The sequence below is a fragment of the Sporosarcina sp. Y1011 genome, from assembly GCF_057669885.1.
The window spans coordinates 13,178-27,129 of record NZ_JBYHFP010000008.1 but is presented as its reverse complement, the minus strand read 5'-3'; the positions used below and the strand labels follow the sequence as shown (position 1 = coordinate 27,129).

At 43.0% G+C, this 13,952-nt stretch carries 18 protein-coding genes and 1 other annotated feature; all 18 genes read left to right on the top strand.

The genetic code is table 11. The features are described 5' to 3' along the window. Positions 1–10: 10 nt before the first annotated feature. The 18 genes from AC25Y5_RS11240 (at position 11) to rplU (ending at position 13,948) form a co-directional block, all read left to right on the top strand. The gene (locus AC25Y5_RS11240; RefSeq protein WP_488140369.1) at positions 11–1,048 is read left to right on the top strand and encodes a type IV pilus twitching motility protein PilT; all 1,038 of its coding nucleotides are present in this window, start codon (positions 11–13) and stop codon (positions 1,046–1,048) included. Positions 1,049–1,050: 2 nt separating this feature from the next. Then, a complete protein-coding gene (locus AC25Y5_RS11235; RefSeq protein WP_488140368.1) occupies positions 1,051–2,262 on the top strand; it encodes a type II secretion system F family protein in 1,212 nt (403 codons plus the stop codon). Positions 2,263–2,385: 123 nt separating this feature from the next. Beyond that, positions 2,386–2,835, top strand: a complete 450-nt coding sequence (locus AC25Y5_RS11230) for a prepilin-type N-terminal cleavage/methylation domain-containing protein (RefSeq protein WP_488140367.1) — start codon at positions 2,386–2,388, stop codon at positions 2,833–2,835. 51 nt (positions 2,836–2,886) lie between these two features. Then, positions 2,887–3,846: a type IV pilus biogenesis protein PilM gene (gene pilM / locus AC25Y5_RS11225; RefSeq protein WP_488140366.1), complete on the top strand. Its 960-nt coding sequence runs from the start codon at positions 2,887–2,889 to the stop codon at positions 3,844–3,846. 2 nt (positions 3,847–3,848) lie between these two features. Further along, the gene (locus AC25Y5_RS11220) at positions 3,849–4,493 is read left to right on the top strand and encodes a PilN domain-containing protein (protein WP_488140365.1); all 645 of its coding nucleotides are present in this window, start codon (positions 3,849–3,851) and stop codon (positions 4,491–4,493) included. Continuing rightward, on the top strand, positions 4,486–5,169 hold the full coding sequence (locus tag AC25Y5_RS11215; RefSeq protein ID WP_488140364.1) for a hypothetical protein: 684 nt from the start codon (positions 4,486–4,488) through the stop codon (positions 5,167–5,169). The genes AC25Y5_RS11220 and AC25Y5_RS11215 overlap by 8 nt, the downstream gene beginning before the upstream one ends. Further along, positions 5,166–5,921 (top strand): prepilin peptidase, encoded by a 756-nt coding sequence (locus tag AC25Y5_RS11210; RefSeq protein WP_488140363.1) that lies wholly within the window; start codon positions 5,166–5,168, stop codon positions 5,919–5,921. Before AC25Y5_RS11215 ends, AC25Y5_RS11210 begins: the two co-directional genes overlap by 4 nt. Before the next feature lie 124 nt (positions 5,922–6,045). Beyond that, a complete protein-coding gene (locus AC25Y5_RS11205; protein ID WP_488140362.1) occupies positions 6,046–6,693 on the top strand; it encodes a hypothetical protein in 648 nt (215 codons plus the stop codon). Positions 6,694–6,788: 95 nt separating this feature from the next. After that, a complete protein-coding gene (locus tag AC25Y5_RS11200; protein WP_488140361.1) occupies positions 6,789–7,403 on the top strand; it encodes a Maf family protein in 615 nt (204 codons plus the stop codon). 16 nt (positions 7,404–7,419) lie between these two features. Next, complete coding sequence (radC, locus tag AC25Y5_RS11195; RefSeq protein WP_488140428.1) at positions 7,420–8,091, top strand: RadC family protein; 672 nt, start codon at positions 7,420–7,422, stop codon at positions 8,089–8,091. A 146-nt stretch (positions 8,092–8,237) separates the two neighbouring features. Next, on the top strand, positions 8,238–9,254 hold the full coding sequence (locus AC25Y5_RS11190; RefSeq protein WP_488140360.1) for a rod shape-determining protein: 1,017 nt from the start codon (positions 8,238–8,240) through the stop codon (positions 9,252–9,254). A 19-nt stretch (positions 9,255–9,273) separates the two neighbouring features. After that, positions 9,274–10,164, top strand: a complete 891-nt coding sequence (mreC, locus tag AC25Y5_RS11185) for a rod shape-determining protein MreC (protein WP_488140359.1) — start codon at positions 9,274–9,276, stop codon at positions 10,162–10,164. Next, a complete protein-coding gene (mreD, locus tag AC25Y5_RS11180; protein WP_488140358.1) occupies positions 10,161–10,664 on the top strand; it encodes a rod shape-determining protein MreD in 504 nt (167 codons plus the stop codon). The genes mreC and mreD overlap by 4 nt, the downstream gene beginning before the upstream one ends. A 43-nt stretch (positions 10,665–10,707) precedes the next feature. Continuing rightward, positions 10,708–11,379, top strand: coding sequence for a septum site-determining protein MinC (gene minC, locus AC25Y5_RS11175; protein WP_488140357.1), 672 nt, complete (start codon positions 10,708–10,710; stop codon positions 11,377–11,379). Between the two features lies 1 nt (position 11,380). Then, positions 11,381–12,178: a septum site-determining protein MinD gene (minD, locus tag AC25Y5_RS11170; RefSeq protein WP_488140356.1), complete on the top strand. Its 798-nt coding sequence runs from the start codon at positions 11,381–11,383 to the stop codon at positions 12,176–12,178. A gap of 172 nt (positions 12,179–12,350) precedes the next feature. Further along, entirely contained in the window at positions 12,351–12,902 is a 552-nt protein-coding gene (locus tag AC25Y5_RS11165; protein WP_488140355.1) for a hypothetical protein, read from the top strand. Next, a complete protein-coding gene (locus tag AC25Y5_RS11160) occupies positions 12,899–13,510 on the top strand; it encodes a M50 family metallopeptidase (RefSeq protein ID WP_488140354.1) in 612 nt (203 codons plus the stop codon). The genes AC25Y5_RS11165 and AC25Y5_RS11160 overlap by 4 nt, the downstream gene beginning before the upstream one ends. Before the next feature lie 42 nt (positions 13,511–13,552). Next, positions 13,553–13,625 (top strand) — a sequence feature (ribosomal protein L21 leader region). A gap of 14 nt (positions 13,626–13,639) precedes the next feature. Then, on the top strand, positions 13,640–13,948 hold the full coding sequence (gene rplU / locus AC25Y5_RS11155; RefSeq protein ID WP_482100849.1) for a 50S ribosomal protein L21: 309 nt from the start codon (positions 13,640–13,642) through the stop codon (positions 13,946–13,948). Positions 13,949–13,952: the final 4 nt, after the last annotated feature.

Genomic DNA, 13,952 nt, shown 5'->3' with positions numbered 1-13,952 from the left:
GGCCCTGTTAATGAAAAAAAAGATAGATGAGCTGTTGAAGATCGCGTTTGGTTTTAATGCATCTGATGTCCATCTTACAGTCGGCGTGCCACCAGTATTCAGGGTTCATGGTGATTTAAAGCGGTACGGCGATTTGATGATTGATAATCATTTTACTGAAACGGTTGCACAATTGACGATTCCACATAAGATGTATGCGGATTTTATGGAACAAGGTCAAATCGATTATTCGTATGAAGTACCGGAAGTGGCTCGATTTCGTGTCAATGCATTTCAGCAGCGCGGTTCCGTATCGCTCGCGTTCCGGACGATACCTACGAAAATACCTACAATTGATGACTTGCAATTGCCTGATACATTGAAGAAGTTGGCAGAGACTCATCAGGGATTAATTCTAGTGACAGGGCCTACGGGATCAGGTAAATCGACGACGCTCGCGGCAATGATTAAATATATGAATGAAACGATGCGAAAACACATCATTACACTGGAAGATCCAATTGAGTATATGCATTCGCACGGGACGTCGATCATTGATCAGCGAGAAGTCGGCTTCGATACGCAATCATTTACTTCAGGTGTCAGAGCGGCATTGCGACAAGATCCGGATGTCATTCTGGTTGGAGAGATGCGTGACCTGGAAACCATTTCTACAGCAATAACTGCTGCAGAAACGGGTCATTTGGTTCTTGCGACGCTGCATACATGGAGTGCGGCATCTACAATCGACCGTATTATTGACGTATTTCCACATGGACAACAGTCTCAAATACGCGTGCAGCTCGCTGGTGTGCTTACAGCTGTCATTTCACAGCGCTTACTCCAGACTGCTGACCGAAAAGGGAGAAGGGCAGCAACGGAAGTGATGATCAATAATCCGGCGATCGCCAACCTGATTCGTACTGAGAAGGTCCATCAGATTCCATCCATCATTCAAACGAACCGCGCGGCGGGTATGCATATGATGGCATCTTCTGTCCGTACGTTTCTTGACAAAGAGATCATTTCTTATGATACCGCCGTGCCATACCTGGAAGGTGATGAGTAACAATGGCCCGTTTTAAGTATGAAGGACGCGATGCCAAATCAATTCGTTCGGGTGTAATTGTTGCAGCGGACAAACGTGAAGCTGCAATTAAGTTGAAAAGCCAGGGGATTCGAGTAACCAACATTACTGTCCAAGCGGAAACGGCACTGACAAAAGACATTGTCATTGGAAAACCGGTTAAACGGGAGCATTTGATTATGTTCCTTCGCCAATTTTCAACGCTTCTTCGGGCGGGCGTAACAATTATAGATGCAATAAGAATTCTTGCATTACAAGTAGATTCAAAACCATTCCAAAAGATTCTCGTTTCGGTGAATGATGATTTACGTGGAGGCGGATCCTTATCGGCAGCGTTTTTAAAACATCCAAAAGCATTTGAGCCAATCGTCGTTAATATGGTGCGGGCAGGAGAGATGTCGGGGACAATCGATGATTCACTTGACCGTCTTGCTGACCATTATGAGAAATCACACCAGTTGAGGCAAAAAGTTGTCTCCGCCATGTCTTATCCACTCATCGTAGCGGTGTTGGCAATCGGAGTTGTTATCTTTTTACTAACGACAATCGTTCCTATGTTTGTGGACATGTTTGCTAGTTTCGGAGGCGAATTACCGTGGATAACACGGTTCGTTATGAATGCAAGTACATTTGTGACCTCGTTCTGGTACTTGCTCGTTTTATTCGCGGTGATTGTCGTGGGTGGCATTTGGATGATGAAGAACAATAAAGAAGGCAAATTGATACTGGACACATTTCTATTAAGGCTACCGATTTTCGGTGACATCATGAAAAAATCCGTCCTTGCAACAATGACACGGACGTTGAGTTCGTTATTTGCAAGCTCCGTTCCGATTTTACAGGCGATGTCTATGACAGAAAAGATTGTTGAAAATGAAGTCATTTCGAGGGTGATTGCGAAATCTCGGGAGTCCCTAGAGCGGGGCGGGTCGTTAACAGAACCGATGAACGGGCACTGGGCATTTCCACCATTAATTCCTCATATGATTGCGATTGGGGAGCAAACGGGCTCGTTGGATGCGATGTTGTCGAAAGTGGCGGATTTCTATGAGAAAGAAGTGGAAGCTGCGACGGATCGATTGAAAGCGTTGATTGAACCATTGATGATTGTTTTATTAGCTGGATTAGTCGGGACTATAGTCCTTGCAATTATGATGCCAATGTTTGAGATGTTTAATAATGTAGATGGAATGTAGGGGTTAATTTGGTGAATTGGTAAAAAAGACATAGTGTTATTGTGATTTACTAGTTTCATATTGTGTTAAATAAGGTATAATTAAGGCGAAGTGAACGAGATGATGCAAAGGGAGGAATTACACATGAAGAAGTTTTTGCAGAAACGATTGTATAACGAAAAAGGGTTGACGCTTGTCGAGCTATTGGCGGTTATTGTTATTTTGGGGATTATTGCGGCGATTGCGATTCCGTCGATTGGGAATATCATTCAGAATACACGTGAGAAAGCAGTAGTTGCGGATGCACAAAATGCTTTAGCTGCAGCTAATTTATACTTCACTGAAAACAATGGGGTAACAACTGTTTTTATCAAGAGTGAAGAAACGAAAAAAAATCTTGAGGACTCTGGTTTCCTTAAGGATGCTGGATCTCTTTTAGGTGGCAATATCGGAATCGATGCTGAAGGAAAGATCACGATTACGACTACTGGTAAGGCAGGAAAGAATACAGTAACAATAACGGGGAAAACAAACAAGGAATTAAGTGAAGATGGGAAAACGGCGTATACTTCAGCACTCACAACCGGGCTCTAATAAAGTTTTAATTTTATTTTTATCGTTTCAATAAGAATAGGAGCTGTTCCAATGCCCATGTCCATATTCACCCGCCGCAAGCGCACCGAGTCCATGACAATTGAAGAAGATGCAGTCCGGTTTGTCCGGTTGAAATCCATTGAACCGCTCGTCATTGACATTGCGGAGGAAGTTTTGCTTCCTCCGAATGTCGTTGTCGAGGGGAAAATTGTCGATTCGGAAACACTTGCGACGATTTTGGATGGGGCTGTCGGACAGTGGGGAATCTCCAAACGATCCGTCCAATTCCTTGCCCCGGATCAATATGTTATTATCCGCAAAGTTCCTTACCCCATGGAAGTCATGACTGATGAGCTGAAAGGCTATTTCTTCATTGAAATTGGTTCTACGCTTTATCTGCCGTTCGATGATCCTGTCTTTGACGTTGTTCCATACATACCGAACACCGAAACGAACGAAGCGATACTCATTGCGTCAAAAGAAGCCGTTTTAGAACGCTATGAAGCCGTCTTAAAAGAAGTGAAACTTGATCCCGTGAAAGCCGATATTACACCTCTTGCTTTGTATCGGCTTGCCTACAGACAGCACGCGTTCTCGGGAAAAGAGCATATTTTGATGGCTGATTTAAAAAACGGTAAATTGATTGTTTCAATTTTCCATGAGCATTACCCACTTTTCATGCGACCTGTCGATTTGGAAAACTCAACGGATTTGTCTGTTGAAAGAGGACTTACTGTTGATACGAGCCTTGTCACACCGACAACCATCGTGATGGAACTTGAAAAACTTATCAATTTTTACCGTTATAATATGTGGAACGGCACAGCTTCCATCACACATCTTCTTGTAAACGGTGAGTACAGCCGGATGGAAGAGTTACTCTCCACGATCAGAGAACGACTTGCCATCAAAGCGGATTTATTGGTTAAGCAGCCTTTACAGCTGGCGAACGGTGAGAAAATCCCAGCGCGTTTCAACCAAGTCATTGGGTTGGCATTGAAAGAGGTGTAGACATGTTAGTCGATATAAATCTGTTACCTGAAAAAGAGACGGAGCGGTCGCAGCTTCTAATCGGAGCCCTGGTAATCCTTGGTGCAGCTGTTTTAGTATGGCTTGTCGTAATGATGGTGGCGAATAGTCTCGATAAGGAGAGTGCAATGCTTGAGAATCAGCTTGTTGCGCTTCAAGCGAGTCAAGAAGGAATTCGTGCTGAACTTCAACAATCCGAATCGGGCGATGCGAAAAAAGTACTTGCCACTACTGTGGGCTGGGCGGAAGAATATCAGTTTGATACCGTTCCACTCCTCCATGAGCTTATCGATTTATTGCCGAAACGAGGTTTTTTTCAAACGTTTGACTTTACAGGTCCCAATTTGGCGATGGTTACTGTCCAGTTTGACACCAAACCGGATAGTGCTTATTATTACACCCGCTTGAAATCGTCACCGACTGTTTCAGAAATCCATCTGGATTCAGTGATCATTGATGAGGTATCTGATGAAGAAACTGCTGACTCAACAGAAGTCCTACCGCGTTACCTAGCTACGTATTCCGTTCAGTTCGTTGATAATCGCATTGTGGCTGAAGGGACAGCTGAAACAACTGAAGGGCTTGATGAAGAGCCGATTATGGATGAAGGGGATGAATCGAATGACTAATTTGACCAAACGTCAAAAAGAGATGGCATTGGTCGTCCTATCCGTTATCCTATTCCTATCACTTTGTGCTTATTCCTATTTCTTAGTCTATGCACCTGCGAAAGAAACCAATGATCAAGTAAAGTTGACGACATCCAATGAACGAGATGTGTTATTTGCACTCCTTAAGCAGTCCGCTTCCGCAGGCCGGACGGATACCGCCAGTTCCCAGCCATTGCAGCGTAAAGTACCTACGAAGCCATTGGAAGATGCTGTCGTCCTTCAAATCGGCAAAGCAGAAACAAAGTCAGGCACATCAGTACAAGGGATAACGTTTACGCAAGGAGAATTCGTTATTGAGAAACCACCTGAACTGGTTGAAAACGTTAGTCAACTGTTAACTGAAGTTGTTCTCCAATCGGACTCATACATAGGAATAGAAAAATTTGTCGATGAGATTGAGAAAATGGAACGTATTTTCATCATAGATATAATTAACTTCAATGTACCAGAGGAGATTCGCAATGAAGAACTAGAAAAAGAGTTTATTGAAATGACGGTGTCGTTTTCCGCTTTTTATCGTCCCGATTTGATAGATTTACAAATCGAGGCACCAAAAACGAATGCGCCGCCACCAAGTGAAAAAATAGATCCCACACCTTTCAATGATGGAACGGAAGCAGGGGAACCTGAATGAGTATCCTATACACAATCCTGTTCTTCATCTACGGCATCGTCTTTGGCTCATTCTTTAACGTAGTCGGGTTACGTGTACCCAAAAAAGAATCTATCATATCACCGCCTTCCCATTGCAAGACCTGTGACCGGAACCTAGGGCTACTGGACCTCGTCCCGGTCTTTTCTTATCTGTTCTTGAAAGGGCAGTGCAGGAAATGCGGTTCGGAAATCAGTCCAATCTATCCATTTATGGAATTTGTGACGGGTTTTCTATTTGCGTTGTCATTTTATATGCTCGGTTTCAGTGCGGAGCTTGTTATAGCCATTTTGTTCATGTCGCTTCTTGTCATTATTACGGTATCAGACATCGCGTATATGCTCATCCCCGATAAGGTGCTGTTGCCATTCGCTGTCGTATTGTTTGGGGCTCGGCTGTTCATTCCTTTAGAGCCGTGGTGGGATAGCTTGTTAGGAGCGCTAGTGGGCTTCGGAGTCCTCTATCTTATCGCGGTTGTGTCGAAAGGGGGTATGGGTGGTGGAGATATCAAGTTATTCTTCGTTCTTGGTCTCGTTCTCGGTACGGTAAATACACTTGTAACGCTATTTCTCGCCGCCCTTATTGGTTCTATCGTTGGAATTATACTTTTAAAGATAACTGGAAAAGGACGAAAGACACCTATTCCATTCGGGCCTTCAATTGCGATTGCGGCAATCATCTCCTATTTCTGGGGAGCCGATTTTGTCATTTGGTATGGAAGTCTGTTTAGTTAAGTCGATAAGTTTATTGGAGCAAGGCGACAAGCGTCTTGTTCTTTTTCACGTCCATTCTGATACCGTTGTATTAAAAGCGTAAGCGCCAAGTCGTTTACGCTAGATGAAAACGGGGTGGTCAGCAATGAAATTCGGTAAACGCTATTCGAAAGTGACAATTTTTATGGCGATGATTCACGGCGTTCTCATAGGTGTTGTAGCTGTTGCCGTAATTGGTTTACTACTAATGGGGACTAAAGGGAAGGATGTCAGCAACGCGGTAGAAAAAGAAGTGCCTGCATCTGGACCTCCGCCTGTTGAAAATTCCGCGTCTCCTTCGGAAAAGCCGTTGCAATTATTCGCAAAGCAGCATGGCGCTTTCTCTTCAGCAGAGTCCGCGAACCTCTTTATGGCGGAAGACCCGGCACTCTCTAAAGCAGTGGTTATCAAAGGGAGCGATACTTTTTTCGTCTGGACGGCGGTCGGATTGACGGAAGATGAAATCGATTCAAATGCAGCTGAAGGCACGTTCAAGAAAGCTTTTACGGCGGAGACATCAGCTTGCGGTGCCATTGGAGCGGGTAAATTACGCGAAGTTCTTACACAAACAGAAATGGCCAAAATTAAAAAATTGGAGGAAGGGCAAGGAGATGGAAACCAGGACACAAAAACAAAAGATTTTTATAAGAATATAACCGCTATTACAACGTTTACGAATGATTTACGCATTATGAGACTCCACCTTCTTTCTGAATATACGCAGGCAAACAAGTGTGTCAAAATTACGTTTTAATGGCCGAAATGAACCCGAATTTAAGTTAAGAGGATTATAAGAAAATTTTCAGATCTCAATAATTCCCGTATGATTGACAAAAGGGGGAAAAAAAGATGAGATTTGAATCTGTTAAGCCGGTCATTCTAGCTTCAGCATCACCGCGCAGGAAGGAAATTCTTGGATTACTTGGCTTTCCTTTCACAATAATACCTAGCAATGTTTCTGAAGATCTGGAACTGGAAAACAATGACTTTCAGGAATATGCACAAAAGCTTGCGGCAAAGAAAGCATGGGCAGTTGCTGATCATGAACCCGATTCCATTGTTGTCGGAGCGGATACAATCGTGGTACATGAAGGAAAGGTCTATCCAAAGCCTGAGAGTAAAGAGCAGGCGAAAGCATTTTTAAAAGCGTTTTCCGGTAAAACGCATACAGTTATCACGGGTGTCGGTTTATGTATTGATGGTGCTATCCGGACGTTCGCTGTTGAGACGAAAGTTACTTTTCGTGAACTCGATAATCCATTGATTGATGCTTATGTAGAATCAGGTGATCCAATGGACAAGGCTGGTGGATACGGCATCCAAACCGCTGGAGCATTGCTCGTAGAAAAAATTGAAGGCGATTACTATAATGTGATGGGTTTACCCATTTCAAAATTGACGGAAACGATGCGGAAGTTTGCTTTAATCGCTTTAAAGGATGGTGACCTATCCAGTGACAATTGATTTGGAACCAACAATGATGATTCGAGATGTACACATCGCGGACAGGCCACGTGAACGTCTAATCAGACAAGGTGCTGAAAGTTTATCCAACCAAGAGCTAATTGCAATTCTACTCCGTACGGGAACTAAGCAAGAATCCGTCTTGGTTCTTGCAAATAGAATCCTCTCCTCATTCGATAAAATCCAAGACTTGAAATACGCAACAATTGAAGAAATGATGCAAGTGAAAGGGGTCGGCCAAGCAAAGGCCGTCCAGCTTCTTGCTGCAGCGGAAATTGGTAAGCGTCTATACCGCAAGCATTCAGAGGGACGCTACACAATAACTTCACCAGAAGACGCAGCCGCTTATTTAATGACTGATATGTCTTCGCTCAACCAAGAGCATTTCGTAGTGCTTTTTTTAAACGTCAAAAATGAAGTGCTTCATAAGCAAACTATATTCATAGGAAGCTTGAATTCTTCGATAGTACATCCACGCGAAATTTTTCGTGAAGCCGTAAAACGTTCTGCTGCCTCGATAATTGTGGCGCATAATCATCCAAGTGGTAACCCTTCACCCTCTCCAGAAGACATCGAAGTGACCAAGAGATTAATAGAGGCAGGCTCCATTATGGGCATAGAAATGCTCGATCACGTCATCATCGGAGACCACCAGTTTTTAAGTTTAAAAGAGAAGGGGTATATGTGAATATATTCTGAAATTATCGGTCGAATGGCACGATATTCAAATGAGGATACATGTTACGCTGTGAATTTGTTCTTCTATCCGTTATACTATGGTGTATGATTTCATGAATGCCGTAATTAACGGTTTAGCAGAAAGGAAGAACACAATTGTTTGGATTTGGATCAAGAGATGTCGGGATTGACCTCGGCACAGCAAATACATTAGTTTTCATTAAAGGAAAAGGTATTGTCCTTAGAGAGCCTTCAGTAGTAGCGAAAAATACACATACAGGTGAAATTGTCGCAGTCGGTAGCGCCGCAAGAAACATGATCGGTCGTACGCCTGGATCTATCGTGGCAACGCGTCCTATGAAAGACGGCGTCATCGCTGATTTTGAAATTACGACAGCGATGATTGAACATTATATGAAAGAAGCAACGAAGACAGCAGGCGGAGCATGGAAGAAGCCTAATGTCCTAATTTGTGTGCCTTATGGGATTACTTCCGTAGAACAACGCGCAGTTATAGACGCTTCACGTCAAGCTGGTGCAAAAGAAGCATTCACAATTGAAGAACCATTTGCAGCTGCAATCGGTGCAAATCTTCCGGTTTGGGAACCTACTGGTAGTATGGTCGTCGATATAGGTGGCGGAACAACTGAAGTCGCTGTAATTTCTCTTGGCGGCATCGTAACGAGCGAATCAATTCGTGTCGGTGGCGACACTATGGATGGCGCGATAATTAGCTATATTCGCAAAACATATAATCTTACAATCGGTGAACGTACTGCGGAAGCTATTAAAATTGAAATCGGCTCTGCAAAAGTAACAGAAGAAACACAAAAGATGGAAATACGCGGACGTGACCTACTGACGGGTCTTCCGAAAACGATTGATATCTCTTCTGATGAAATCGCAGAAGCTTTGCGTGAGTCAATTTCACAAATCATTGATGGTGTGAAGAAGACACTTGAAACGACACCTCCTGAACTATCTTCGGACGTTATGGAACGTGGAATTGTTCTAACAGGCGGTGGCGCATTACTTCAGAATCTAGATAAGGTCATCTCTGATGAAACAAATATGCCAGTCTTCATAGCTGAAGATCCGCTCGATTGTGTTGCTATTGGTACCGGCAAAGCACTCGATAATTTTGAACTGATCAAAAAAATGCAAGGAAGATAAGTGAGGGAGGACATCGGCAATGCCGCGATTTTTTTCAAATAAACGATTGATTTTATTGCTCGTGGGCATTATCGTCCTAGTTGCATTAATTTCATTCTCCCTCAAAGACCGGCAGAACGCCTCCCTTCCAGAACAAGTTGTGAAAGACGTCGTCGGTTTTGGGCAATCTTTATTCTCCAAACCGGCGCACTACATAACGAACGTAATTGGGAATATTGATGGGATTTTGAATACATATGAAGAAAACAAGCATTTAAAAGTTAGATTGAGTGAATACGCTTCCGAACAAGCAGGCCTTATGGATATTAAGACTGAAAACAAACGTCTGCTCGATATTATTGGTCAAAAAGATGATTTGCATGACTTTGAATCGGTACATGCAACAGTCATTTCCCGGAATCCTGATCAGTGGGAAGAAAAAATTATCATTGATAAAGGCGAAAGAAACGGCATTGAAAAGAATATGGCTGTCATTACAGCTGACGGTCTGATTGGTAAAGTTATTCTAGTAACAGATTTCACTTCAACGGTGGAACTATTGTCGACAGAAAATCGCAATTTTCGTGTTGCTGCTGTCATTTCGGGCGAAAGTGTTTTTGGACTTATCGAAGGGTATGACCGGGAACGAAGTGAACTCATCATGAAACGAATTGACTCGAGTTTTGAAGTTAAAATCGGTCAGAAAGTCATCTCCTCAGGACTTGGCGGAATTTTTCCGAAAGGTCTTTTAATTGGGGAAGTTACGGAAGTATCGACAGATGATTATGGATTAACGAAGTTGGCATATATCCGACCTGCAGCAGACTTTTCAATGTTGGATCACGTAATCATTGCGAAGCGTTCTTCAATTACGGTTGAGGGAACGGACGGCGATGGCACTGCAGATATTGAGGGGGAGGAAGGATCATGATCCGGTCCGTCATCCCTCTAATTGCCGTGCTGTTGTTTTTTCTGGAGCCTGTATTTACGCTGTTTTCCCCAGTTGAAATTGGAGGGGAAACATACACGCTTGTCCCGCGATTTGTCATCGTTTATCTAGTCTTTATAGCAGTCTATTACGGCCGTAAGCGTGCGCTGATTTACGGAATTATATTTGGACTCTTGTATGATATGTACCATATTGATATTATTGGACTATACGCATTTTTATATCCATTAATTTGTTACATCGCAAGCTTGATTATTCGTCAAATCCACCGTCATATTGTCACGGTGATGTTCCTCTCGTTATTCTTAATTATGATTCTCGAACTATTATCATACTTTTATGCTAGTCTTCTTTCACTAACAACTATTGGAATGGATGAATTCATATCAGGCAGGCTTGTCCCGACGATTATCGCTAATTCATTTTTCGTTGGTATGTTTGGTTGGTTATTTAAAAACCTTATTTACAAAAGGGTAGTTTAGCTACGTGGCGAAACTTTGTAAAAGAAAATGCGGGGTGACGCAATTGACGAAACAGCAATATGTAACGATAAAAGGGACAAAAGACGGTCTTGTTCTTCGGCTAGACGACAAATGTGCTTATTCGGACATGATTGCCGAACTCCGTAGAAAAGTAGATGAAGACGGATTGGAAGGCCTTGCTGAAGTTCAGGTCCATACAGGCAAGCGCTTTTGTGATGAAGAAGAATTGAAGGAAATCATGAATACCATTCATGACTCACCGAATTTACGTGTATCGAAAATCCAAAGTGATGTTATTACGATGGATGAATGTAACAGAAAAGTGCTTGAAAACCAATCCGAAACCTATGTCGGTATTGTACGATCAGGTCAGGTCGTTACAGCTGAAGGGGATCTAGTTGTCATTGGTGATGTGAATCCCAATGGTCGAGTTGTTGCTGCTGGCAGTATTTATATTCTAGGCAGGTTGAAAGGAATCGCTCACGCAGGTTCAACTGGCAATTCAAATGCTGTCATCGCGGCATCATGGCTTGAGGCAACGCATCTCATGATTGCGGACAAAATGGAAACTATGACTGATGAGTTGACGATATTGTCGGAACAGCCCGAAATGGAATGTGCTTATTTGCATCCGAACGGCTTCATCGCCATTGATCGTCTGCAGGAACTCCGAATTCTTCGGCCTGGTCTGTCATCATTCAAAGGAGGAAGCTAGTGTGGGAGAAGCAATCGTAATAACATCTGGTAAAGGCGGCGTCGGTAAAACGACCACATCGGCAAACCTTGGAACCGCATTGGCCCTTCAAGGAAAAAAAGTATGTCTCATTGACACCGACATTGGTCTCCGAAACCTTGACGTCATTCTTGGCCTTGAAAATCGTATAATCTATGATCTTGTGGATGTCATCGAAGGCCGTTGTAAAGTACAACAGGCACTTGTGAAAGACAAACGCTTTGAAAACGGACTCTTTTTATTACCGGCTGCACAGACTGTTGATAAAAATGCGGTCAACCCTGAACAGATGAAAACATTAATCACCGAACTAAAACGAGATTATGATTATATATTAATAGATTGCCCGGCTGGGATTGAACAAGGGTTCAAAAATGCCATCGCCGGTGCAGACCGTGCTATCGTCGTAACGACCCCTGAAATCTCAGCTGTACGGGATGCTGATCGTATCATCGGCCTGCTTGAGCAAGAGGACATCGAACCCCCGAAACTAATCATCAATCGTATCAAAAGACATCTTATGAACAACGGAGATGCGCTTGACGTCAATGATATTACGACACACTTGTCGATTGATTTGCTCGGTATTATCCTTGATGACGAAAATGTTATCTCCTCTTCGAACAAAGGAGAACCTGTCGTGATGGATCCATCGAACCCGGCCTCCGTCGGCTATCGCAACATTGCACGTCGTATTCTCGGAGAATCTGTTCCGCTCATGTCGATCGACACCGGAAAACCTGGATTCTTTGGAAAACTGAAAGCTCTATTTTCAAAATAACACATGAAACCCCCAACACGCTTTGAGTGTCGGGGGTTTCATGTGTTATTAAGGTTAATTATGAGGGGTGCTGTAATCACATATATTTACCCGAAATCATGTAAATCTTACCACACCCAAAATATTCACAGCGCAGGCGTCATATACTAAAAAAAACGGGTGGTGTGACCTTTTGAAATGGAAAACGAAATGGATGGTAGCAATTGTCCTGACGCTAAGCATTTTGGGTGTGGCGAAGCTTGAAGATACTGGTGTTATCAAACAACCTGTAACGCAATATGTCACGTCAGGGAAAGATTTTGTGGCGATGAAGAAATGGGTGGCAACGATAATTAAAGATTCGGGGCCAGACAAAATTGCAGTTATGGGAGATCCGCAACAGCTAGACCCTTTATCTGCTTACGAATCAATGCAGCCCTATAAAGACGGAGTGATTGTGTCCTATACACAACCAATGGCGATTGACGCAATTGATAATGGACTTGTCATATTCACTGGCTTCACCCGCGAATCAGGTAAGACCGTCACAGTGCTGTATGAAGGCGGAGATGAAGTGACGTATGGGTTCGTCGGGGAATTTTTTAAACTGCCGTATACTGCCGTGAAAAAAGGGGACACGCTGGCTCGGATGGATGAGGGAGCAATTTACCTCAAGGTGAAGCAAGATGGTGTGAGAATAGAAGCTTCACTCTTACCTGCATATCTTTCGGGCGGGAACAAATGAAACTCCGGCTTCATCCCGTTCTCCTGCCTTTTTTCTTCTTTTTAATAATAACAGGTAGTATTTCCATATATGCAATTATCTTTATATCACTGCTTATTCACGAGGCGGGGCATCTGGTCGCGGCGTATCTTACAGGCATGCGAATTCGATCTTGTACGATCATGCCATATGGCGGTGAAATCGTTTTTTTGAACCGTCATGAAGCTTCTAAAAATGATCGTATTATCGTCGCGCTCAGTGGTCCACTCGCAACTCTGGTAGTCTTTTTAATGGCTATGTGGATTCCGTTTCCGGGTGACGACCTGGTCATACAGGTTCAGGTAGCACTTCTTTTACTCAATTTACTTCCTGTTCTTCCTCTTGACGGTGGACAGGCAATCTGCGCACTGCTTGAGACAGAAGGCTCAATTTATCGTACTAGGTCACTCTTTCTTCTACATTCCATTCTATTCATTTCCGCGGGTATCATCCTGTTAACTTCAGGATTACCTAAAACATTGCCATACATTCTTCTGGCGCTATTTCTTCTAATTCAGAACATCTCCGTTTTTCGTTTCCGAAAATATGAAAAAGCATTTGCAGAAATTAAATTAAATAGATTGACATAAAAAAATATACGTGGTAATATTCAAATGTTAATGTTTGTAGCACCCGTGCTACAACCGCACTGATAAGGTACAAGTATCCGTAGGATCACCTTTGAAGGCGAGTCTGTATTTATAAGAGGAGGTGCAAGTATGTACGCAATTATTGAAACTGGTGGAAAACAGATCAAAGTTGAAAAAGGCCAGGAAATCTACATTGAAAAAGTAGCTGGTGAAGCTGACGAAGTCGTCACTTTCGACAAAGTTCTTTTCGTAGGTGGAGAAGACGTGAAAGTAGGCATTCCATTCGTGGAAGGTGCTACAGTTACAGGAACTGTTGTTAAACAGGGCCGTGCTAAAAAAATCACTGTTTTCAAATACAAGAAAAGAAAGAACTACCACAGAAAACAAGGTCATCGTCAGCCATACACGAAAATCGTCATTGACGGTATCAACCTGTAAGCCG